General features: G+C 59.5%; 17 protein-coding genes and 1 pseudogene. 10 read left to right on the forward strand and 8 right to left on the reverse strand.

What is annotated here, in order from left to right; all coding sequences use genetic code 11:
- Positions 1-102: 102 nt before the first annotated feature.
- Positions 103-672 (reverse strand): outer membrane beta-barrel protein, encoded by a 570-nt coding sequence (locus BA177_RS16155; protein WP_197493170.1) that lies wholly within the window; start codon positions 670-672, stop codon positions 103-105.
- 379 nt (positions 673-1,051) lie between these two features.
- Here BA177_RS16155 and ada point away from each other — a divergent pair, with 379 nt between their 5' ends.
- The 4 genes from ada (at position 1,052) to BA177_RS16175 (ending at position 5,883) form a co-directional block, all read left to right on the forward strand.
- On the forward strand, positions 1,052-2,122 hold the full coding sequence (gene ada / locus BA177_RS16160; protein ID WP_068619540.1) for a bifunctional DNA-binding transcriptional regulator/O6-methylguanine-DNA methyltransferase Ada: 1,071 nt from the start codon (positions 1,052-1,054) through the stop codon (positions 2,120-2,122).
- Entirely contained in the window at positions 2,119-2,829 is a 711-nt protein-coding gene (locus BA177_RS16165) for a 2OG-Fe(II) oxygenase (RefSeq protein WP_068617910.1), read from the forward strand. The genes ada and BA177_RS16165 overlap by 4 nt, the downstream gene beginning before the upstream one ends.
- A gap of 71 nt (positions 2,830-2,900) precedes the next feature.
- Entirely contained in the window at positions 2,901-3,536 is a 636-nt protein-coding gene (locus BA177_RS16170) for a DsbA family protein (RefSeq protein ID WP_068617912.1), read from the forward strand.
- A 64-nt stretch (positions 3,537-3,600) separates the two neighbouring features.
- The gene (locus BA177_RS16175) at positions 3,601-5,883 is read left to right on the forward strand and encodes a penicillin acylase family protein (RefSeq protein ID WP_068617914.1); all 2,283 of its coding nucleotides are present in this window, start codon (positions 3,601-3,603) and stop codon (positions 5,881-5,883) included.
- 197 nt (positions 5,884-6,080) lie between these two features.
- On the opposite strand, the gene BA177_RS16180 is transcribed toward BA177_RS16175, so the two are convergent.
- Both BA177_RS16180 and BA177_RS16185 read right to left on the reverse strand, forming a co-directional pair.
- The gene (locus tag BA177_RS16180) at positions 6,081-6,326 is read right to left on the reverse strand and encodes a hypothetical protein (protein WP_068617916.1); all 246 of its coding nucleotides are present in this window, start codon (positions 6,324-6,326) and stop codon (positions 6,081-6,083) included.
- A gap of 48 nt (positions 6,327-6,374) precedes the next feature.
- Positions 6,375-7,307: a LysR family transcriptional regulator gene (locus BA177_RS16185; RefSeq protein WP_068617918.1), complete on the reverse strand. Its 933-nt coding sequence runs from the start codon at positions 7,305-7,307 to the stop codon at positions 6,375-6,377.
- A 119-nt stretch (positions 7,308-7,426) separates the two neighbouring features.
- Here BA177_RS16185 and BA177_RS16190 point away from each other — a divergent pair, with 119 nt between their 5' ends.
- Together BA177_RS16190 and ygiD are read left to right on the forward strand one after the other, a co-directional pair.
- Positions 7,427-8,074 (forward strand): FMN-dependent NADH-azoreductase, encoded by a 648-nt coding sequence (locus BA177_RS16190; RefSeq protein WP_068617921.1) that lies wholly within the window; start codon positions 7,427-7,429, stop codon positions 8,072-8,074.
- Positions 8,075-8,106: 32 nt separating this feature from the next.
- Positions 8,107-8,883, forward strand: a complete 777-nt coding sequence (gene ygiD / locus BA177_RS16195; RefSeq protein ID WP_068617923.1) for a 4,5-DOPA-extradiol-dioxygenase — start codon at positions 8,107-8,109, stop codon at positions 8,881-8,883.
- A gap of 395 nt (positions 8,884-9,278) precedes the next feature.
- Here the strand turns inward: ygiD and BA177_RS16200 are convergent, their stop codons facing one another.
- The gene (locus tag BA177_RS16200) at positions 9,279-9,653 is read right to left on the reverse strand and encodes a hypothetical protein (RefSeq protein WP_068617926.1); all 375 of its coding nucleotides are present in this window, start codon (positions 9,651-9,653) and stop codon (positions 9,279-9,281) included.
- A 284-nt stretch (positions 9,654-9,937) separates the two neighbouring features.
- Between BA177_RS16200 and corA the strand changes: the two genes are divergently transcribed.
- The 3 genes and pseudogenes from corA to BA177_RS16215 all read left to right on the forward strand — a co-directional run bounded on the left by corA (position 9,938) and on the right by BA177_RS16215 (position 14,223).
- On the forward strand, positions 9,938-11,068 hold the full coding sequence (gene corA / locus BA177_RS16205; protein WP_068619542.1) for a magnesium/cobalt transporter CorA: 1,131 nt from the start codon (positions 9,938-9,940) through the stop codon (positions 11,066-11,068).
- A 580-nt stretch (positions 11,069-11,648) separates the two neighbouring features.
- Positions 11,649-13,799 (forward strand): annotated as a pseudogene (locus BA177_RS16210) (YgiQ family radical SAM protein); the annotation flags it as partial.
- Between the two features lie 163 nt (positions 13,800-13,962).
- On the forward strand, positions 13,963-14,223 hold the full coding sequence (locus BA177_RS16215; protein WP_068617929.1) for a DUF4404 family protein: 261 nt from the start codon (positions 13,963-13,965) through the stop codon (positions 14,221-14,223).
- A gap of 21 nt (positions 14,224-14,244) precedes the next feature.
- On the opposite strand, the gene BA177_RS16220 is transcribed toward BA177_RS16215, so the two are convergent.
- The 3 genes from BA177_RS16220 to BA177_RS16230 all read right to left on the reverse strand — a co-directional run bounded on the left by BA177_RS16220 (position 14,245) and on the right by BA177_RS16230 (position 19,217).
- Entirely contained in the window at positions 14,245-14,559 is a 315-nt protein-coding gene (locus BA177_RS16220; RefSeq protein ID WP_068617931.1) for a hypothetical protein, read from the reverse strand.
- A gap of 88 nt (positions 14,560-14,647) precedes the next feature.
- The gene (locus tag BA177_RS16225; RefSeq protein ID WP_068619544.1) at positions 14,648-16,258 is read right to left on the reverse strand and encodes an ABC-F family ATPase; all 1,611 of its coding nucleotides are present in this window, start codon (positions 16,256-16,258) and stop codon (positions 14,648-14,650) included.
- A 559-nt stretch (positions 16,259-16,817) separates the two neighbouring features.
- Complete coding sequence (locus tag BA177_RS16230; protein WP_068617933.1) at positions 16,818-19,217, reverse strand: hypothetical protein; 2,400 nt, start codon at positions 19,215-19,217, stop codon at positions 16,818-16,820.
- Between the two features lie 143 nt (positions 19,218-19,360).
- Between BA177_RS16230 and BA177_RS16235 the strand changes: the two genes are divergently transcribed.
- Positions 19,361-19,618, forward strand: a complete 258-nt coding sequence (locus BA177_RS16235; RefSeq protein WP_068617935.1) for a hypothetical protein — start codon at positions 19,361-19,363, stop codon at positions 19,616-19,618.
- A 47-nt stretch (positions 19,619-19,665) separates the two neighbouring features.
- On the opposite strand, the gene BA177_RS16240 is transcribed toward BA177_RS16235, so the two are convergent.
- On the reverse strand, positions 19,666-21,888 hold the full coding sequence (locus BA177_RS16240; RefSeq protein WP_068619546.1) for a TonB-dependent receptor family protein: 2,223 nt from the start codon (positions 21,886-21,888) through the stop codon (positions 19,666-19,668).
- Positions 21,889-22,346: the final 458 nt, after the last annotated feature.

Raw genomic sequence — 22,346 nt, forward strand, 5'->3', positions numbered from 1 at the left:
TTATGGCATGACCGGCACCGGGTATCCTCGCTATATGGCCTGCTCAGATACCGGTGCAACGGTCGGATGCAAGCCGGCTTTGGATTGCATCGGCGGCGTTCGTTAGAGGAACGTCCAGGTAACACCCAGCGACCAGAGTTCAACGCTGTTGGTGTCCGATATTTCGAAGTTCTCGTACTCCAACCGGACGGCCAGGCTGCTGAGGTAAGCCTGCGCGCCAAGACCCCAGGCGAAATCAGCGCCGGAGTCACTGTCACGTAAGTCTGCACCACTGATACCGCCCTGCAGCACGGCATCCGCATCCCAGTAGACAAGACCAACCTTGCCAAACACTTCAAGCAACGGCCCGCCCAGGAAAACAACGGCGGATGCATCAATCGCCTGCGCTTCGAACTCGGAGTGGATGCCGTCGGCAACGAGGTCACGGTTATCGAACTTAATGCTGCCGAAATCGATGTAATTCGCTTCGATGGCAAGACGGTCGAACGGCCGTATGCCGCCAATCAGCTTGTACGCCGTGTCATCGTCTTCATAGCTGAAGCCGAAGAAGTCGGCATCCGTATCGATGGTACTGCGGCTAAGCGAACCGCCAAGATATATGCCGTTGTCACCGGCGTTGGCGTTCAAACTCAAACCCGACAACAAAGTCACTGCGATAATTGATTTGTACATGATCACTCCTTTTAGCATCGGTGCCCGGTCGAACCTTGCATTCGACAGCACCGATCAATTCTTTGCCCAATAACCGCTGGTAATTCAGCGGCCGCGTACAGCACGCACAATGACAGTTCGCGCTGCGTCCGCCAACTGTCTGCAGCTTGCGACAGGCGGGCAGAACAGCGACAAACAGCAAGCAGCCGCCCCCGGCACGACATGGAACTCTGTGGGATTCAACAGCACGAAGCGGATAGCCCGGTCTCGGGCAAAGACGTTCAATGCGGGCATGGATTCAGTCGGAGACAGAGCAATGTTCACTACCAACAAGCATGAAGGACAAACCCGCGATTCCGGGGCAGCTGCTATGCTGCAGACTGCTGGTGGAGAGGATTCAATGGCGCTACCCGCCGAGAACACAATGCGTACCGCGATCTCGAAGCGAGACGCCACTTACGACGGTCGCTTTTACTACGGCGTTGTCACGACCGGCGTGTTTTGCCGCCCGTCCTGCGCGGCGCGCCCGGCTCTCCCGGAGAATCTGCGATTCTTTGCGAGCACGGCCGATGCATTGGCGGCAGGCTTTCGCCCCTGCAAACGCTGCAAGCCGGTTAATCCGAGCGCTGACCTCGACCGCCTGATCGCCGTTGCCCGATACATTGACGCGCATGCCGACGAAACCCTCACTCTCGCCATGCTGGCCGACAACGCCGGACTGTCCGTGTCCCGCTTGCAACGCACGTTCAAGGCCGCCTTCGGTATTTCGCCGAAAGCCTATCAGGACGCGCAGCGGGTACGCCGCTTCAAACAGGCACTGAAGAAAGGCGACGACGTCACCGAAGCCACCTATTCGGCAGGGTTCGGTTCGAGCAGCCGGGTTTACGGCCGCGCGGCCAACAACATGGGCATGACCCCAAGCGCCTATCGCAAAGGTGGCGCCGGCGAAACCATCTCCTATGCGTACCGGCGCAGCGCACTCGGCCCGCTCCTGATGGCGGCAACGGACAAAGGCGTTTGTTTTGTGCAGTTCGGCGACAGCAAAGCCGCATTGACCGAACAACTCGCGAACGAATTTCCGCAAGCCGTCATCGAAAAATCCCGTGCGGAAAAATCACCGGAACTGGATGCCTGGCTCGCGCAGCTCGATGCGCACCTCGGCGAAGGCCAGCCGCGCCCGGACCTGCCAATCGACCTGCGCGGGACCGCGTTTCAGATGCAGGTCTGGCGGTACCTGCTCAGCGTGCCGGAGGGCAGCGTCGTCAGCTACAGCGAAGTCGCCAGCGGCATCGGCAAACCCAAAGCCGTGCGGGCGGCCGCGTCCGCCTGCGCCGCCAATCGCGTTGGCGTGCTGATCCCCTGCCACCGGGTACTGCGCGGTGACGGTGGCATAGGCGGCTATCGCTGGGGCGTAGAACGCAAACGCACGCTGCTGGACAACGAACGGTCACGTTCAGCGAGGTCCATATGAACGTCGCGGAGCGGATCGCGAAGCTGGACTGGAACGCCCTGCGCACACAACTCGACGAGGACGCTGTCGCCACGATTCCAGATTTGCTGACGCCGGAAGAGTGTCAGCAGCTGCGAGCCCTGTACGACGATGGCCAGACGGAGTTCCGCTCCACCATCGACATGGCGCGTTACAACTTCGGTCGCGGGCAGTACAAGTACTTTGCCTACCCGTTGCCAACGGACATCACCGCACTGCGCAGTGCTTTCTATCCGCATCTTGCGGCCATCGCCAACGCCTGGGCCGGGCAACTCGGCAGCGACCTGCACTGGCCGGGCAGCCATGCCGAGTTGCTGCAACAATGCCACGAGGCGGGCCAGCAACGACCCACGCCGCTGTTACTGCGTTACCTGACGGACGACTACAACTGCCTGCATCAGGACATCTACGGGCCGATACATTTTCCGCTGCAGGTGGTGGTACAGCTCAGCGCGCCCGGTGAAGAATTCGACGGTGGCGAACTGATCGTCGTCGAGCAACGGCCGCGGATGCAATCGCGACCCATGGTTGTGCAACTGGCGATGGGCTCGGCAGCGATCATTCCGGTACGCGAACGACCGCGCCGTGGCGTTCGCGGTTTTCACCGCACGCAACTCCGCCACGGTGTGTCCCGGCTTCTGTCCGGACAACGCACAACACTGGGTTTGATCTTCCACGACGCCCGTTAAGCACAAAACAGATCACGAAAAGCCCTGCTTAGAGGTTCTCGCCGTCGGAGCAGACTGTTATCGTCTCCCGCATGACAACTCTCTATTATTTTCACGACCCGATGTGCAGCTGGTGCTGGGGCTACAAGCCGACCGCGCAGCAGTTGTTTACCTCACTGCCCCGCGGGGTCCAGCGTACGAACGTACTCGGCGGCCTTGCACCCGACAGCGACGAGCCGATGCCGGCAGAGCAACGAACGGCCATCGCTTCGTACTGGCGACACATTGCCGAAAAGCTCGGCACCAAATTCAACTATGACTTCTGGGATCAGTGCGAACCGCGTCGTTCTACCTACCCGGCTTGCCGAGCAGTGCTGGCCGCCGCCCGGCAGGGCAAGGAAGAAGCCATGATCCTGGCGATTCAGGAAGCGTACTACCTGCGGGCGCAGAACCCGTCGGACAACAGCACCTTGATCGCGCTGGCGACAGAACTGGAGCTGGAGAGCGAGCGCTTCGCCGCGGACCTGAACTCCGCAGACGTGAACAATGAACTGCGCCGGCAGGTACTGTTCGCACGACAATCGCCGATATCCGGGTTTCCGTCGCTGGTGCTGGACATCGACGGCATACGCTCGCCAATCACGGTGGACTACGAAGATCACACCACCAGCCTGCGGGATATCAATGCCCGGCTGAACGAACAACAGGCGAACCTGCACAGCAACTAACTCCGCCATCCAGGCAAACACTTCACGCAAATCTGACGCATCGCGCAAAGGCCATAGCCGAACCATGAATCTCCTGTCTGCACGCTCATTGTCGCACCTTGTTCTTGCCACTCTCGTCGTTTACTTCGGTATAAGCGCTTCGACTTCTGCGAGCGCCGAAGTCACTGCCGGCGACTCCGCATCGCTGGCCAAGCAAGTCCTTATTCGCCGCACCCTGCACGGCGTGCCGCACATATACGCCGACAATCTGCATGCCGCGGGCTACGGCCTCGGCTATGCGCAGACCGAAGACCACGGTACACGGATAGCGGAATACCTGCTGCGTGCGCGGGGCGAATGGACCAAGTACCGGGCCGTCACCGACGAGCGACTCGAAGCAGGCATTGACAACGATGCCGAACGACGCCTGCGTCATCGCCGTGCGATGCAAACCTGGCCATTGCTGGAAGACGATACGCGCGCGTTCTTTGCCGGCTTTGCGGCAGGCGTGAATCGCTACATGGAACAGTACCCTGACGAGTTCAGCGAGTTCGGCGCTTTGTCGTTCAGCGGTCAGGACGTCTTTGCCCGCAACATCGTTGCACCGGCACGACGCTCCGTGCGCCTGTTCATGGAAGCACTGGACGCCGAACGGCAGGCGGCCGATGCAGCCGGCAATGCGGTTCCGGCAGAACGCGGTGTCCTGGCGCGACTGGCGGCACTGGAGCCCGAGCCACACCCCGACGTCGGTTCGAACGCCTGGGCCTTCGCTCCGGAGCGCACGACCAGCGGCAACGCGATCCTGATGCGCAATCCTCACCTGTCGTGGAATGCCGGCTACTACGAAGCGCAGATCGAAGTCCCGGGTGTGCTTAATTTTTACGGCGACTTCCGGCTGGCGGAAGCGCTCGGCATCATCGGCGGCTTCAACCGGCATCTCGGCTGGGCCACCACTAACAACGCGCCGGACCTCGACGAGATCTACGCCCTGGAGGCCGACCCTGCAAAGCCCGATCACTACCTGCTCGACGGCGACTCACATCCGTTGCTGCACGAGACGGTGGAAGTCGAGTACCGGCGCGACAACGGCATGGCCAGCGAGATTCGCGAGTTCTGGCGGACACCCTTCGGCCCGGTAGTGCACCGTGACAACGGCAAGATCTACGTTCTGAAGTCCGCGGGCGACGGCGAATACCGGACCGGCGAACAATTCCTGCGCATGATGAAAGCACGCAACCTCGGCGAATGGACCGAGGCGATGAGAATGCGGGCGCGTATCACATCGAACCTGACCTACGCGGATGCCGCGGGCAATATTTTCTACGTCTGGAATGCCAGCATGCCGGACCGGCCGCACCCCGCCAGCGACGACGCAACCGCCATAGCCGTCAGCCGCTCGGACGAGATGTGGCAGGAATTATTGCCATGGGAGGCACTGCCACAACTGCTGAATCCACCGGGCGGCTATTTGCGCAACGAGAACGACACGTTCCATTTCACCAATCTGAATGCCGTGCTGGAGCAAGATGACTACCCGGATTATTTCCCGGAACCCAGGTTGCGCCTGCGCAGCCAGCACTCAGTGGAACTGCTGCACAACAGCCGCCGCTTTTCGCTGGAAGACGTTGTCGCGATGAAACACAGCATGCGCATGCTGCTGGCGGCGCGGGTAAAAGGTGATCTGCTGCGGGCGGTCGAGCAGACTGAACCGCAAGGCGAAGTAGCGAACGCTTTGCAACTGATCAGAGACTGGGACAACACGGCGGCGCGTGACAGTCGCGGCGGCCTGCTCTTCAAGGTCTGGTGGCACCGCTACGTAGCCACCGCGCACGGTGACAGCGAAGAAGTCGAACCCACCTCGGAATCGGTTGGCTTTGCGGCCGATGCGGACAAACTGTTTCGCACGCCATGGTCGGTGGATCGACCGGTCGATACACCGTTCGGGCTCGCGGATTTCGGGCGCGCGGCAGACGCTTTCGAATGGGCGGTCACAACGACCAGCGAACGCTACGGTCACTGGGATCTGCCGTGGGGCGAAGTCCACCGGGCGAAGATTGACGACGTAGATGTAGCGCTCGGCGGTTGCGGCAGTCTGCTCGGCTGTTTCCGGGTGCTGCGCTTCGACGATCAACCCAACGACGATGGCAAGCATCTCGTGCACGGCGGCGACGGCTGGGTGTTTGCGGTCGAGTTTGCCGAAACGCCACGGGCGTACAGCGTGCTGGCCTACGGTCAGAGCAGCAAGGCCGGCTCGCCTTTGCACAGCGACCAGTTGCCCGGCTTTGCCAACAACGAAATGTCGCCGGTGGTGTTCAGCGACGAGGACGTGCGCCGGGCGACGGTGCGCGAGTACCGGCCGGGTCTCTGAGTATCATCGCTTGGCGGTGTCGTTTCCCGATACACCAGGACTGCCAGCCGTTGGGCTGGCTCTCCATCAGGCTCGCGAGCATTTCCGTCGGCTGACGTTTCGGGTATTGCGTTAGCCCAGGTCGCAGCCGAGACCCGCTGTCACCCAGGTCGACTCCGCCAGCGACAAAGCCGATCCTGTCACGCCCGGCAGACCCGCTAGCGATGCGTCCGATAAGTCTGCGACTTCGGACCCGGTGAGCGGAACTCCACCCCGCCCATGGAACCGACGTAGGCTTTGGCGTGCGGCTGCCAGTGCAAGGTGACTTTCGCTGAGCGTTGAATGGTCGCGATGATGACGTCTTTGTCGCGAAACGTCAGGATCTCGGCCGTTGTCGAAAGGCCGTTCTTGATGCCGGTGATCTCGCAGGTATCTTCGTAGCGAATTTCCTGTCCTGGCCGCATCGTCCTGCTCCTCGGTTACCGGATTGGTAGCGTGGAGCGTAGCAATTCTCAGGGCCTGGCGTTCGCTTTCTCGCAAGCGACATCCCAGGGCGGCGTTCCGCTGAATGTCTCAGCCAGAAAATCAATGAATGCTCGCACCCGGTACGACAAATGGCGCGTCGGCGGGTATACGGCATAGGCGGGTATCACCGGCCATTCGTACTCCGTCAGTACGGGGACGAGCGCGCCACTCTTTATCGCATCGCCCGCAATGAACGTCGGTTGCAACACCAGTCCAAGGTCGCGTTTTGCGATCAGGTTCAGAAAATCGCCACTGGTAGCCGTCATCGCCGTCTGTACGCTGACGCGATGTTCATTGCCGTTTTTGTCGAGACAGACATACGTCCCGGGGTCCGGCAGGTTGCCGTAGGCCAGGCAGCGATGCTCTCTCAGATCCTCAGGCGTCTCCGGCACCCCGTGTTGCCGCAAATAAAGCGGCGACCCACAAATAACAGAACGAACCTCAAACAGGCGGCGAGCGATCAGCGTCGAATCCTCCAGCTTGCCGATACGCAGCGCTATATCAGCGCCTTCGGCCAGCAGGTCCACACGGCGATCATTGAGATCGAGATTGAACCGAACCTTGGGATGCCGGCGGCTGAACTCGGCGATCGGATCAGCCATGTGCCGCGCGGCAAACGCCAACGGCAAGGCCACGTTCAGAACGCCCTGCAACTCGCCCTTTTGATGCGCTACGGCTGACTCCGCCTCATCGAGGTCGCCGAGAATTTGCACGCTTTGCTCGTAGAAGCGCTGGCCGGCATCGGTGACGTGCAGATTGCGTGTCGTGCGCCGCAGCAATTGCCCGCCCAGCCGATCCTCGAGTGCGGCGATCCGCCGGCTTACGACGGATTTCGCGATGTCCAGCCGGTCGGCGGCCGCTGTGAAGCTGCCGGACTCCACCACCGCAACAAACGCCTGCAGATTGTCGAACCGATCCATATTGTTGCCAAAATACGAACAAAGTTATGCCGATACTACTGTTTATCTCTTTTCAGTCAACAGAGATGCTGAGCACCTGACAGAACCGGCGCCGAATACGCCGTCACGGAGACAGGACAATGACCACTACAAGCAATGAATCCCGGGTACTGCGGGTCCTCGAGATCAACGCCAGCGGACGCCACGCAGAATCAGTGAGTCGCCGCCTGACCGGTGAACTGATCGAAACGCTCGAGCAACGCTACGGCCGCGTACAAAAAACGTCGCTCGATGTCAGTGACGGGTTGCCGCTCGTCAATGAGGCATGGATCGGCGCGAACTTCACCGCCGCAGAAGATCGCAGTGCCGCACACAAGGACGTACTTGCCGAGTCGGATCGACTGGTGCAACAACTGCTGGACGCGGACGTTGTGGTGATCGGCGCGCCTATCTACAACTTTGGCGTGCCTGCCGGCTTAAAAGCATGGGTAGATATGATTGCCCGGGCCCGGGTCACGTTCAAATACACCGAAAACGGCCCGGTTGGTTTGCTGAACAACAAGAAAGCATTCGTGGTTATCGCATCGGGTGGCGTAGCGGTAAACAGCCCGGTCGATTTCGCTACGCCATACCTTCGCCAGGTGCTCAGTTTCATCGGCATCGACGACGTGGAAGTGATTGCGGCTGACCAGTTGAACATCGATGCTGATGCAGCACTCGAACGCGCGCGCCTGCAAATTGCCCGGACGGCGACAGTGCTACCGTCCATGGCGAGTCTTGCGGCCTGACCGGCTACCCAAGCCAACCCGGGGTGCGACGAATGACACAACGAATGCCAGCCCTGTTCATCGGCCATGGCAGCCCGCTGAACGCGGTCACCGAGAACCGCTACTCCGGTGCGTGGGCGGCAATTGGGCGCCGCGTTCCGACCCCCACGGCAATTCTCGTTGTGTCCGCGCACTGGTACGTTCCAGGTGTTCGCGTGACGGCAATGCAACGACCGCGAACGATTCACGACTTCGGCGGCTTCCCGCAAGCGTTATACAACATGCAATACCCGGCTCCGGGTGACCCGGCGTTGGCGCAGAAAATCGCCGGCATACTATCGCCCGCGCCTGTAGTACTGGACACCGACTGGGGTCTTGATCACGGCACCTGGTCTGTGCTGTGCCATGCCTTTCCCGAGGCCGATATACCGGTGCTGCAACTCAGCATCAACACGGAGCTCACGCCAGCAGCGCATTACGAACTCGGCCAACGTCTGAGCGCACTACGTGATGCAGGCATACTGATCATTGGCAGCGGCAACGTTGTTCACAATCTGCAACGCTACGCATGGCGCGATGACAATGCAGCGCCACAGGAATGGGCGCAACAATTCGAAAACGCAATCGTGGAACACCTGGAAAAAAACAACGACAAAGCGTTGATTGACTACCCATCAATGCCCGGAGCTGAACTGGCCATACCGACGCCGGAGCACTACCTGCCTTTGCTGTACATCGCTGCGCTGCGTCACGACGGCGAGTCCGTCAGCTTGCCACTGACAGGCATAGCAGGCGGCTCGATATCCATGCTCAGCATGCAGGTTGGTTGAGTCTTTGCCGCAAAACCACAAGCGTAATCAGTCCCGCGACCTTGAGTAAGAGGCAGGTCTCCGATATTCACATCGTCGTGTAGTGCGTCCGTAGCGAGTCATCCGGCGTCCAGCGCGAGGCGATCAGCGTACCCATCCCAGCGCAGATCACACAGTTGTTGACGCGTATGTGCCCGACCTCTCAGAGCCAAATAAGGAAGCAATGCGCGGGCATTACGTGACGACGGCCGTCGGGCACGCCCTGCCGAAAAACAGTTAGCGAGTCACAGACGATGGAAATTGCGAAGGCCCGAAGATCCGCGCATCCCTTTTCCTGCAGCAAAGATTCAGACTGTCCAGCAAGGAGCACTCGCGATTACCGGCCAGCATGTCGCCAGCGAATCGGGCTACGTCCGCTACGGGTCCGCAAGGCCATCGACCTGCAGAGCCTTCTTGTCGAGTTCGGTACCCAGCCGATATGAATCAACGATGCCGATCACCCAGCACACCAGCAGCACGACCAACAGATAGCTGCCGACGCGGCTGTCAACGCCGCCGGTGGAATTCTCGACAGCGCGTTGCACCGACATGATGTCCGGCGCGATCTCGCCGTTGTTGATTTGAGCAACGACTTCCATGGCCCGGGCGACCGCAATCGAAACGATCTTCCACAATGCCGCAGCGGTCACTAGCAACAACACGGTGCCACGCCGGTATGCACCGACAACAAAGTGGCCAAGGCCCGGAAAAATCAGGCCGGACAACAAGCCCGCTTTGAGCGACTTTTTCATGTCCGCAGTATAGACCTCAACAGCGATTTCGCTATCGCTGCAAGATACTCCTTGTCGCAATGCAAGGAGTTCAGGCGACAGATCGGCCAGCCACCTGGTTTGTCAAAGACGCAGAACCCGCCAAGAAAATTCACCGCGATACCGACGAGCTTCGGGTTGTCCACAAACCCGCGCGCCCGGGTGGCACAGTCCTGCCATGCAAAGGCCACGACGCGCGTACAATGACGGCAGCAACGGTCGCGCGCCGCGCGGCAAACACTACTGGCGATCGAAAGAGGTTGCTCATGAACAAAAGCAAAGCGGCCGCGGCCACACTTATGAAACGCATTGCATTGCGCAAACGACGTGCGCATCGTCCGCCGCCCGGCTCACCACCGGACCAACTCGTCCCTGCACAGGAATCGCTGGCCACCCTGATTCGCATGTTTGATTTTGATACGAACGGCTGCCTTGACACCAAACCCAAGCGGGATGAAATGCTCGCCGTGACATTGAATGACAAGCGCAAACGCTGGATCGATATTCAGGGGCTGGGCGATGTGGAGCTGATCAGTGAAATCGGCAAGAACGCGGGGCTGCACCCGCTGGTCGTCGCCGATGTCCTGCATACCCATCAACGACCAAAGGTGGACGTGTATGACGACTACCTTGTCATCGTCTTGCGCATGCCGAGTCTTACGGCAGGCTCGCTTTCCGAACAGATCACGTTGATAGTCAGCGACCACTTCGTGCTGTCGTTCCAGGAAAAGCACGGCGATTGCTTCGACCCGGTCCGGGCTCGACTGCTGGCCGGGAATGGCCGCAACCGTATTCGCAGCTCCGGGGCCGATTACCTCGCCTACGCGCTGCTCGACTCGCTGATCGACAGCTATTTCCCGCTGCTGGAAAAAATCGGTGAGCGAACAGAGGACATTGAAGAGCACGTGCTGACTACCCGCGACCCCGGCAACATGAGTGAGATTCACGTGCTGAAGCGCGAACTGCTTGAATTGCGTCATGCCATCTGGCCGCTGCGTGATGCGATCGGCGTATTACTGCGCGACGATACGCCGGTTATTCGCAAGAGCACCCGGGTTTATCTTCGCGACTGTGCTGATCACGCATTTCAGTTGCTGGATATTCTGGAAGTCTATCGCGAGGTTGCATCCGGCCTTGTCGACCTGCACTTGTCGAGCATCAGCAATCGCATGAACGAGGTGATGAAAGTCCTCACCGTCATCGCGACCGTTTTCATACCGATGACATTTATCGCCGGGGTTTACGGCATGAATTTCGATCGCACCTCGCCGTTCAATTTGCCGGAACTCGGCTGGCGGTACGGCTATCTGTTTTCCCTGGGGTTGATGGCAGCGACCGGGATACTCATCACCGCCCTGCTGTACCGGCGCGGCTGGATCGGCAACAAGAACCGCTGACACCACGTGCCGTAACCGGCCGGGAACGGCAATCGCCCGGACCAAAAAAAACGGCACCCGCATTTGCGGGTGCCGCCATTTGTACGCTGGCTTACAGCCTTACTTCGACTTCGGAGCCTGTTTCGCTGGCTGACTGGGTTTTGCCGGCCCTTTCGGCGGCATGCCCGGGGTCTTGCTGGCGGACAGGGGTTTGTTCGGAGCGCTATCCTGTTTCGTGTTCTTCATGGCTGTCTTACCTTTTGCAGGTTGGTCACCATTGGCCAACGGCCCGGATCATACGCTGGCCATACCTGCTTGCAAGCGGTGAATATTGCATAAAATCAGCTACTTATAATGACGCCTCGCCAGTGGTCACCGGCCCGTATGCCGCTCGCAGGAAGGCTCCCTGTTGACCGGCCTGACAGTGAGCCGGCGGCAACAATGGCGCGGACCAATGGGCCGGACCTACCACGGGCGGCACGAAAACGGCGAACAATCGGTAGTTGGTGCCTCATCCGCGGCCTCGGGGGGGGGCAACGACCGCCTGCAGAACAACGCGGGACCGTATATCATTGGCGCCCCTCCCGATCAGCCCAAACCCATGCCTGCTGCCGCCACCCCCCTTTACGACTACAACAAGTACTGGGCCGAATGTTTCGGCACGGCGCCGCTGTTGCCCATGTCGCGTGCGGAAATGGACGAGCTCGGCTGGGACTCCTGCGACATCATCATCGTCACAGGTGACGCCTACGTGGATCACCCGTCTTTCGGTATGGCGATCATCGGTCGCCTGCTTGAAGCGCACGGCTTTCGGGTAGGCATCATCGCGCAGCCCGACTGGCGCTCGAAAGACGCGTTCCAGGCACTCGGCCGGCCGAACCTGTATTTCGGCGTTGCGGCCGGCAACATGGATTCAATGATCAATCGCTACACCGCCGACAAGAAAGTCCGCAATGACGATGCGTACACGCCCGGCGGAGTGGGTGGCAAGCGGCCGGATCGTTGTTCGCTGGTTTATACCCAGCGTTGCAAAGAAGCATTCGATGGCGTGCCGGTAATCCTCGGTGGCATCGAGGCATCTCTGCGGCGCATTGCACATTACGACTACTGGCAGGGCAGCGTCCGCAAATCCATTCTTCTGGATGCCGGTGCCGATATCCTGTTGTATGGCAATGCCGAACGCGCAATTGTTGACCTGTCGCACCGCCTCGCACGCGGTGAAGACGTTAGCGACATCACCGACGTACGCGGCACCGCGTTTATTCGCCGCGATAAACCGGAGGGCTGGTGGGAGATTGATTCGACCCGCATCGACCGCCCCGGGCACGTCGACAAAATTGTGAACCCTTACGTCAACACGCAGGAGAGCAGCGCCTGCGCGACTACCCAAGACGCCGGCGAGCCGGCTGCGCCCGCCGACAACGTACTCCGCTTCGTCCCGGATGCAAAACGCAACCGCGACAAGTCGGTGATCCGCCTTCCATCATTCGAAAAAGTTCGCAACGACCCGGTGCTGTACGCGCACGCGAACCGCATATTGCACCTGGAAACGAACCCCGGCAATGCCCGCGCGCTGGTACAGGCACACGGCCAGCGTGATCTCTGGATGAACCCGCCGGCGCTGCCATTGAGTACGGCGGAGATGGATTACGTATTCGGTATGCCATTCGCACGGGTGCCACACAAAGCGTACGGCGACGCACGCATCCCCGCGTACGAGATGATCCGCTTTTCCGTGAACATCATGCGCGGTTGTTTCGGCGGTTGTACGTTTTGTTCCATCACCGAACACGAAGGCCGCATCATCCAGAACCGTTCGGAAGAATCGATCCTGGAAGAGGTGGAAAAGATCAGGGATACGGTGCCCGGCTTTACCGGCGTCATATCCGACCTCGGCGGCCCGACGGCCAACATGTACCGGCTGGCCTGCAAAAGCCGCGAGATAGAAGCCGCGTGCCGGCGGCCGAGCTGCGTGTATCCGGGGATCTGCAAGAACCTCAACACGGATCATTCGTCCCTCACGCAGCTTTATCGCAAAACCCGCGCCCTGCCCGGCGTCAAGAAGGTACTGGTTGCCTCCGGTCTGCGCTACGACCTCGCTGTCGAAGACCCGGAGTACGTGAAAGAACTCGTCACTCATCACGTCGGCGGCTATCTGAAGATTGCTCCGGAGCACACGGAACGCGGGCCGCTCGACAAAATGATGAAACCGGGCATTGGTGCATACGATCGCTTCAAGGAGCTGTTCGAGCAGTTCTCGAAAGAGGCCGGCAAAGAGCAGTACCTGATTCCCTACTTCATCGCGGCGCACCCCGGCACCACGGATGAGGACATGGTGAACCTTGCACTGTGGCTCAAAGGTAACGGCTTTCGCGCCGACCAGGTGCAGGCGTTCTACCCTTCACCGATGGCCACCGCGACAACCATGTACCACTCCGGCAAGAACCCGTTGCGCAAAGTGACTTACAAGAGCGATAACGTCGACATCGTGAAGAGTCCGCAGAAACGGCGCTTGCACAAAGCCTTGTTGCGCTATCACGATCCGAAGAACTGGCAGCTGATACACGATGCCCTGCTGGACATGAAACTGGGGCACCTGATCGGCTCGGGCAAGGACAAGCTGATCCCGGCGGTACAGCCGCGCGACGACAAAAAACACCAGTCCAGTCGTCGCAAGAACACCCTGGCGGCACACCAGAAACGCATCAAGCGTGGCAAAGTCCTGTCGCAACACACCGGCTTGCCGCCACGCGCCGACAGCTGATCCGCTGCTATCGCCGGGCCACAAGCCGGCCAGGCTCCTCGTCCGAATTTCCCACCCCAACTGCCACCGCCGGTCAGGTATATTGGCTGTTGCGTGCCCGGGTACGCCGGCGCGAACGGCCAAGCAGAACGAATTACACAGCAGGTGCCCTATGAAGACTAAAGATGTTCAGGAAATTTTCGCCCGCCTTAACAGCGAGCTGGACAACGCCGATGGCGTGGATACCGAAGCACGGCAACAGATGCGTGAGCTCGACAATCAGGTGAGCAGGCTTGGCCAACCCAAGAATTCTGATATCGAGTTTCTGCTGGACCAGACCAAAGCACTGGAAAGCCGTTTCGTTGCGGAACACCCGACGCTGGCCCGAATCGCCCGCGAACTGGTGGACGCGCTTACCAAAATGGGCGTGTGACGCAGCGCTGGTTCGCCCCGCTCAGTCTTCCTCGAACAGTTCTTCAACGACCCGGGATGCGTACTCACTGAGGTACGAAGGACTGCCCGGATAGAGCATGTAGTCTTCGTGTGCCGAGAACGTGAGGTAGGGCGTTATCTCGGTACCGCCGACCTGGAAGCCGCTCGCACCGTCAATCTCGCTGCAAACAACGGATGCCATGTCAGTTGTTGCGTCCTTGAGAGCCGCGCCGGTCAGGCCAGCTATCTCCAGTTGCTCTTTGATCCGTGAAACCAGCTGAAATACAAACCACGGCTGAATTTCGCCGTAGCTGTCGTGGTCGACGAGCAGTTCCATAGCTTTCCCCGAGAGACGATGCAGCCAAGTGCTGCAAACGGTGTCAAACCCAGCGTTAAGTTCGCGACGCCTTCAAAGACCAGATGAGTTACGCAACCTGGCTTTGTTTTCCGGCCAGCTGCGAACGCAAATACTCTTCGTAATCACCACCAAAGTCGATCACGCCGTTCGGTGTCATGTCGATAATGCGCGTAGCCAGCGACGAAACGAAGTTGCGGTCATGGCTGATGAAGATCAACGTACCTTCGTAATGCTCCAGGGCAAGATTCAGCGCTTCAATCGATTCCATATCAAGGTGATTGGTTGGCTCGTCCATCACGATGACGTTCGGCTGTTGCAGCATCAGTTTGCCGAACAGCAAACGCGCCTGCTCGCCACCGGAGGCAACCTTGACCGACTTTTCACTGTCGTCACGCGAGAACAACATGCGGCCCAGTGTTGCCCGCAGCAATTGTTCGTCCGTGTTCGGCGGTTGCCATTGCGTCATCCAGTCAAAGAGACTCATGTCCTTGGCAAAATCGGCGGCGTGGTCCTGAGCAAAGAATCCGGTCCTGGCATTCTCAGCCCACTTCACTTCGCCAGCATCGACATCGATATCGCCAAGCAGGCTGCGAACCAGCGTGGTCTTGCCGATACCGTTTTGCCCAATGATAGCCACCCGCGAACCCGCTTCGATGGCGAAGTTCAGGCCCTTGAACAGCGGGCCGTCATCAAAGCCCTTGGTCAGGTCAGACACTTCCACCGCCAGACGGCGCAGCGGCTTTTCCTGATCGAAGCGTATGAACGGGCTAACCCGGCTTGACGGTTTGATCTCGGTGAGCTGAATTTTCTCAAGCTGGCGAGCTCGCGAGGTTGCCTGCTTCGCTTTCGACGCATTCGCGGAGAAGCGACTGACGAATGCCTGCAAATCGGCCATTTTCGCCTTTTTCTTGGCGTTGTCCGCCTGCACGCGTTCCCGCGCCTGTTCGGCGGCCGTCATGTACTCGTCGTAGTTGCCGGGGAACAATTGCAGCTTGCCGTAATCGAGATCGGCCATGTGGGTGCAAACACTGTTCAGGAAGTGGCGATCATGCGAAATGATGACCATCGTCGCCTTGCTGGCATTGAGGCACTCTTCCAGCCAGCGAATGGTGTTGATGTCGAGGTTGTTGGTGGGCTCGTCGAGCAGCAATACGTCCGGGTCCGAAAACAATGCCTGTGCCAGCAATACCCGCAATTTCCAGCCGGGTGCCACCTCGCTCATCGGCCCTTCGTGCTGCTCAATGGGAATTCCAATGCTCTGCAGCAATTCGCCAGCCCGCGACTCAGCGGAGTAACCGTCCATCTCGGCAAACTCGACTTCCAGATCGGCGACGCGCATACCGTCTTCGTCGCTCAGTTCCGCTTGCGAGTACAGCCGATCGCGCTCCTGTGAAATCTCCCACAGCCGCTCGTGACCCATGATGACCGTATCCAGCACGCGAAATTCTTCATACGCGAACTGGTTCTGGCGCAACTTGCCTACCCGGACATGCGGCTCCACCGACACATTGCCGACCGTCGGCTCCAGCTCGCCGGAGAGGATCTTCATGAACGTCGATTTGCCGGAGCCGTTTGCTCCGATCAGGCCGTAGCGGTTGCCGTTACCAAAGGTCACGGAAACGTTTTCAAACAGCGGCTTGGCGCCGAACTGAATCGACAGATTGGTAGCGGAAATCAATGTGGTTACCTGATGTGTAGGCTTTTCGCGGTTTGTCCGCATCGGACCCGCGCCGTCTGCGAGTGACCGGGCGGGTGCTGATTGCGGTGTAAGGGACGCCTTGCGGCGGGCGCATGATAACAGGACTGCCGGCTTTAGCGAGGCAGAAAGGAACTTTTCGCGGGGAAAACGGCAATTCTAAACCGGATTTTGCTAACCGACAGCCTGATTATGTCGAGAGCCAGCTTCAACCTCGTTAAGGCGGGGCTGACGCTTTCGGCGGCACAATTCGACTGTTTCAGCATGCGACGATGACGCCAGCGTAATCCAGAGTATTCGCTTGCTTACGCTCGCACTACTGCTGCCAGTAACATATACGCGTCGCCGTGCCCGACGGACACGCGGTGCATGATGCAGCGGCCAATGCAAGCCCGGCAGCTACTGTTCTGGTCGAATTTGCATCCGTCAATTTGTCCGCTGCGTGTTAGTCACGCTGCGGAGAAATGCAATCGTGCGACAGCTGTTTGCGGCTACAGACCCGCCACAATGGCGACTGTCTCCTCACTATCCGGGTATGCCGCTACTGGTACTTGTTCTTTATCCGTTGAGTTTCCTGTTGCGCACGACGCTGCAGCTCACCGATTTTGGTTTGGTAGTCCACGAGTATTTTCGTCCGCTCGTCACCGGTCGCGGCAGAACGGGTGGCCTGCTGGACTGACTGATTCAGGCCATTCATTTCATCCTGCATGCGCGTTTGGAGTGCCTGCAATTCGAGCGACATCTGTTGCTGGCGCTCTGCCGTACTCATTCCGGACACGTCGGCGCTCGACGTTGCGGGCGCGATTGCCGTCGATCCGGCAGTCGTCGAAACACTCGCCGTACGCCGGGCAGGTGCCGCCTGCGGTACGGCGGTCGGTGGTGCTGCCGGCAGTTGCGCCGGTCTTTTGGTCTCCAGGCTGACAGTGGCCGCCACCGTTGGCAATTTCGCCGGCGCACTGATGCTTATTCTGGATGGCGCAACTGCCGGGGCGGTCGGCACAGGCGGGAATGCCCCGGCCATTGCCTTCTTCGCGACCGGCGGTTTATTGGCCGTCGTTGGCGGTATCGTGCCGGGCTGGTCCAGAATGCTGTTTGTCAGCACTCGCAATTGTTGCTCGAACTGTTTCACCTCAGCGCTACGACACCCGTAGGCGCGCTTCATTTCGACGATGCCAAGGAACACCTGCGACTTGGCCGGGCGGTTCAGTGGGTTGTCGCTGTCAGCCGCACCGGCGTAACCGGCGATGCGATCACGCAGCGGGAAGAATTCCGGGTTCAGCGTATAGGTCGCTTCGTAATGTTCACCGCCGGATCGGGTGGTTACGCCCCACTCGTCGGTCTCGATAATGACCGGCGCGGTGTACTCGTATGTGCGAGCCTGCCAACCGGGGTCCAGACAGGACTCGCCCCAGGCCGGATAGCTGTAAAGGTACTTGTTCGCGGCTTCCCGCAGCAGGTGAATGTCTTCAGCATCGAGTACCGCATTGAACATGTCCGCAAGCGGATTGTTGGCTTCTCCGGAAGGTATCTGCTTCCGGAGGTATTCGCGCTTTTCCTCCGCGTAGATGTCGTCCATTTGCCGTACGCCATTCAAGTCGCCACGGTAGATTGCGTTGAGATAGCGTCCGCCCGGCAGGGAACAGAACGGGCCGTCAGTGCAGGCCGGGCCCAGCAGATTGGCGGCCAGCCACTCCGCGTGAGCCTTGGCGCGCGGACCGTTGGAGTGATCCAGCAGCTGCAGGTAGTTTTCATCGCCGCCCAGTGGCGATGGCCGTATTGGCCGAAACTGGAAACTCATGTGATCCCATTTGTCGGTATCACCGAGGCTGTAGTTGTCGACAGAGGCCGTCAGTGGGCTCTCGCATTGTTGATTGGCAACGCGGCGCAACAACCGGCCCAGCTCGCGGGTGTAGTTGCCATCGAACTCGCTGTCGCGCTGCTCGCTGTTGACGCGATAGACCGCATCGAAACGGAGGTGCGAGCAAAGGTCCGGACGTTGCGCGTATAAGCGCAGCCTGGCGCTTTCGAAAAGCGGCTGGCGAGTACGCGCATATTCCTGCGAATCAGCCGTCGTCGCAAAATTGCCGGCGGCTTCAATTTCATCGCTGAGCACTTTGGCCAGCTTCAGCGGTTCCAGACCAAACTTCTCGAAATCCCGCAGACGGAGGTCGGCGATCGCACCGGATTCAGACTTCCCCTCCTCGTCATGATTGACGCAAGGTTTGCGTTGCATGTTCATGGTCTGCCCGAACGGATAGACCGTCATGGAGAAACTGCCCCACAGAGGATAGCCTTCACGGCTCTCAGCACACTGACCACCGGCCTGTTCATTACCCGGCTCGTACCAGTGACCGCGCACGGTGTAGTGCGACAGGCGTGGCGGTTCAGTGCCCTCCATCATATGCTTCTCGAAGTAGCTGGCAACCATGCGGCCTTCGAAACCGTTGCCGTAGATCACATCGAGACGTCCGTTGTCGTATTTGACAAACGCCTGTCGCGAGCCGGTGGTTGGGCCGCTGCCCGGCAAGTAACCGCCCGCTATCAATGCATCGACGAGCTGGTTGTTGGATGCGATTTCCGCTGGTGCCCAATCGTCATCACGCCGCATTTCGAAGCGATAGAACAGACGCGGCCGCGCCGCCTGACCTTCAGCCGTAATCTCAATGACCTCGGCTTGCGGACACCGCGCGAGCAAGTGCTGCACCGAATCACGAGAGTATTGCAGGATCGACGGCAGCGCACTGTCCGTCGTCGCGTGGCCGACGTAGCCCACCGACGCGGCAATGCGCTCGCCGCACGCACCGGCGTACCACATGGAGTAACCGACACGGGTCGGGCCGTAACCCGAGACCTTCGCAGCCTCTTCCATGAATACCGCCGCGTTGGCGGCGCTCGTGAATATAAGGAAGGATAAATACGAAATTATTGTTTTTATTTTCACGGAAACACATCCCTGAGCTTGTTTTCTGGCAGATTCTCCACGCGTTTCGCGACAGAAAGGGGAACGAGTCTGAACCGCATAATGACGGACCGTGGACGGTATCTCAATTTTAGCAACTTGCAGGGACGGCGACGCAAGGGTCAATGAATGCGTGGACGGTCCGGCGTGCAGGACTTGCAGCAAGAGAATTGTTGCACGAGGACGCCGGCCTTTTTCATTGCCCGTCGGCACCGGAATCGGGACAAACGTCACGCGCGTTGATTGCGGAAATCACCGGCGCGATGGACACGGAACCGAATGCCGTGTCACCAGGTGAACCAGTATTCTGGCAGCTGAAACCTCAGTTTGGTGAGCGCTTGAACAGCTGGGTTGTCACCTCTGCAGCTATTCTGCCCGGGTGACGCCAGAAAGACAGGCGGGTTCCTGGCAGAGAAACCCGCCTGCGCTGTTACAGCCGGTAGCTCAACCCAACCCAGGCCGTACGCTCCAGGCCCGGACGCAAACCAGCGGGGCGCCGCGCGGCCACGTAAGTTTCGTCGAACAGGTTGTCGACTTTTACGTAGCTCGAAAACTGGTCGTTGAAATGCCAGCGACCAACCAGGTCCCAGACGACGTGTGAATCAATTGTCTCGGACGATGCGTAGCCGCCTTGACCGGCGACGGTACGCATGCGACCAACGTAGTTCGCGGCGAGATTCACGCCCAGTTTGTCGGCTTCGAGGCCCGCCGTGAGTCTGAGCTGGTGTTCCGGGATGTAAGGCAGTTCATCGCCTACGGCGACATCGCCCCAGGGTTCGAAACCACTTTCAAACGCATTGTGGAACTCCGCCTCGCGGGTCCACGTGTATTCCAGCGCGAGCGGCATCTGCAGGCTGCCATTGGCCAGTCCTGCAAGTGTGTAGCCTGCACTCAGCTCCAGTCCCTGCACGGTCACTTCGCCGCCGTCGAACTGATCGCCGATCTGCCCATTGCCGCCAGTGGATGCAGTGACTGTACCGACGAGATTGTCATAGTCGTTGATAAACCAGATGGACTCGAAGGTCAGCGCGTCGTTCGCGTAACGTGCACCGAACTCCATGTTCAGGCTTTCCTCTTCCTGCGCGCTGCTGCCTGGGCCTGGCGGATTGAAGCCTTTGTGCACGCCAGCAAGCAGGCGCCAGTGATCACTCACGCGATACAGCGCACCCATGCCCGGTATAACCACCGACACCGAATTATCGCGCACTTGCGTTGGACCAAGCGCTCGCGACGGATCGCTGGTGGAGTAATCGTAGCGCGTCATATCTATGTCTTCGAAGCGCATACCGGGTGCGAATATCCAGTTGCCGGTGCGAATTTCGGAAGTAAGGAACAGCGCCGTCACCCGTGCATCGCTGACCCGATTCGTCGCCGAGCCGGGTGCGCCGGTGCTGGTCTGTACGAGTTGCATGTCCTGCATGCGGAATCCATCGTCCTGCTGCAAACGGTCTTCCTCGTCTTCGTGCAAGCGCACGCCGCCAGTCAACGCAATCTCAGTATCGCCGACGTTCAGGTCCCAGCTAAGCGAGCCTTGAATACCCTGTGAATAGTATTCGCGGCTGTTGTGACGTTTGATGATGGCATCATCGGGGCTGGTCGTGCCCTGTAAGTAGGCAAGCTCGGTGGCATAGGTCACGGGGTCCTCCAGCACGGACGACATACCGGCACCATTAACGGATTGAAGCTTGAACCAGTTGCGTGCGAAGTTATTGCGGTAAGCCGTCACTTCGGCGCGCCACGGACCGTCGTTGTCAACGAGGTAACTTAGTTGCAGCTGTTCGTGTTCACCAAGGAAGCGATCGCCGGCCGACGCGGCGTAACGTCGATTAGGGTCTGCCGCAACGTCAGCTTCAGTCAGTCCAAGGTAGGTTTCGTCCGACACCTGGTCCGTGTAGCCGGCCTTCAGCCGCAGGCTCTGGTTTAGGCGCGCATTCGGGTCGCTGTCGAACTGCAGCTTGACCATGTAATCCTCGATGTCGAAGCCGGTCTCGTTGCCAGCCGGCCCATCGATAGTCTTGAAGCCATCACTCACGCTCTGCACGGTTTCAACCAGCCACGAAAATCGTTCGCCGCGGTTGCCGGCATTCAGGTGAGCATCCACGCTGTCATTCTGGCCCAGCCGGAGATCGATATTCGCGGACAGCTCGTCCGGAATCGGTGTTGAAATCAGGTTAATGGCACCGCCTGTCGTGCGCGGACCCACGGTAATCGCGGCCGGACCTTTCAGCACTTCCACGGCGTGCATGCGCCGCTGAGTCGGAAAGTAATAGGCCGACGATGCCGCGTACGGTGCCGGTGCGATCAGAACGCCATCTTCAAGCAGCGCGATGCGTGCACTGCGATCCAGACCCGAACCACGAATACCGATGTTCGGCCGCAGGCCGAAACCGTCCTCTTCTTGCACGTAGACACCCGGGACCGTGCGCAGCACGCGCATGACATCCGACTGCATGAAGGCATTGAGCTCCTCGTTGTCGACGACGTGTGCGGAGCCCGGAATGTCACTGACATCGCGGCGGTGGCCGATGATGGTGACGTTGTCGAGCGGCTCGCTCGCGCCGCTTGCCGCCAGGTCCTGAGCAAATAATGGCATGCCGGTCAGCAGCATCAGTACGCCGCCGGCGCGGGCGGTGCTGCGAAGGGGGTGGTGCATCGTGGAAACCTCTGGAGATGTTGCGGGCAGTGTAAGGATACGAACGATAACGAAAATGCGAATCATTCGCAATACAAAGCACAGCGAAACCATGCTCTCTTCTGTGAGAAACAGCTGTTAGAGCGGTGGATCGGGTGGCCTGGTGGCCTGTGGATCAGTGTCTGGCTTATTTTCCGCGCTCAGGCGACCGTTGACGAACGGCCGCTGACCATGACAAAGACAAGTCCAGTGGTTGGCGACCTGTCCTCGTCTGCAAAATTAACCGGCGCCGCTCACGAAGTAACCGGCACGATCAGGGCAGGCACTCGGTAGATTGGTGTCTGGCTTATTTTCCGCGCTCAGGCGACTAGAACGGTGTCTGGTTTATTTTTCGCGCACGAGCGACTACTAACGAACGGCTGCTGGCCATGACAAAGACAAGTCCAGAGGTTGGCGGCCTGTCCTTGTCTGCAAATTTG

This window comes from Woeseia oceani, assembly GCF_001677435.1.
Classification (GTDB): domain Bacteria; phylum Pseudomonadota; class Gammaproteobacteria; order Steroidobacterales; family Woeseiaceae; genus Woeseia; species Woeseia oceani.

Excerpts from the sequence above, each read along its gene's own strand:
- BA177_RS16155 (WP_197493170.1), bottom strand. The coding sequence starts at position 672 with ATGTACAAATCAATTATCGCAGTGACTTTGTTGTCGGGTTTGAGTTTG.
- ada (WP_068619540.1), top strand. The coding sequence starts at position 1,052 with ATGGCGCTACCCGCCGAGAACACAATGCGTACCGCGATCTCGAAGCGA.
- BA177_RS16165 (WP_068617910.1), top strand. The coding sequence starts at position 2,119 with ATGAACGTCGCGGAGCGGATCGCGAAGCTGGACTGGAACGCCCTGCGC.
- BA177_RS16170 (WP_068617912.1), top strand. The coding sequence starts at position 2,901 with ATGACAACTCTCTATTATTTTCACGACCCGATGTGCAGCTGGTGCTGG.
- BA177_RS16175 (WP_068617914.1), top strand. The coding sequence starts at position 3,601 with ATGAATCTCCTGTCTGCACGCTCATTGTCGCACCTTGTTCTTGCCACT.
- BA177_RS16180 (WP_068617916.1), bottom strand. The coding sequence starts at position 6,326 with ATGCGGCCAGGACAGGAAATTCGCTACGAAGATACCTGCGAGATCACC.
- BA177_RS16185 (WP_068617918.1), bottom strand. The coding sequence starts at position 7,307 with ATGGATCGGTTCGACAATCTGCAGGCGTTTGTTGCGGTGGTGGAGTCC.
- BA177_RS16190 (WP_068617921.1), top strand. The coding sequence starts at position 7,427 with ATGACCACTACAAGCAATGAATCCCGGGTACTGCGGGTCCTCGAGATC.
- ygiD (WP_068617923.1), top strand. The coding sequence starts at position 8,107 with ATGACACAACGAATGCCAGCCCTGTTCATCGGCCATGGCAGCCCGCTG.
- BA177_RS16200 (WP_068617926.1), bottom strand. The coding sequence starts at position 9,653 with ATGAAAAAGTCGCTCAAAGCGGGCTTGTTGTCCGGCCTGATTTTTCCG.
- corA (WP_068619542.1), top strand. The coding sequence starts at position 9,938 with ATGAACAAAAGCAAAGCGGCCGCGGCCACACTTATGAAACGCATTGCA.
- BA177_RS16215 (WP_068617929.1), top strand. The coding sequence starts at position 13,963 with ATGAAGACTAAAGATGTTCAGGAAATTTTCGCCCGCCTTAACAGCGAG.
- BA177_RS16220 (WP_068617931.1), bottom strand. The coding sequence starts at position 14,559 with ATGGAACTGCTCGTCGACCACGACAGCTACGGCGAAATTCAGCCGTGG.
- BA177_RS16235 (WP_068617935.1), top strand. The coding sequence starts at position 19,361 with ATGAATGCGTGGACGGTCCGGCGTGCAGGACTTGCAGCAAGAGAATTG.
- BA177_RS16240 (WP_068619546.1), bottom strand. The coding sequence starts at position 21,888 with ATGCACCACCCCCTTCGCAGCACCGCCCGCGCCGGCGGCGTACTGATG.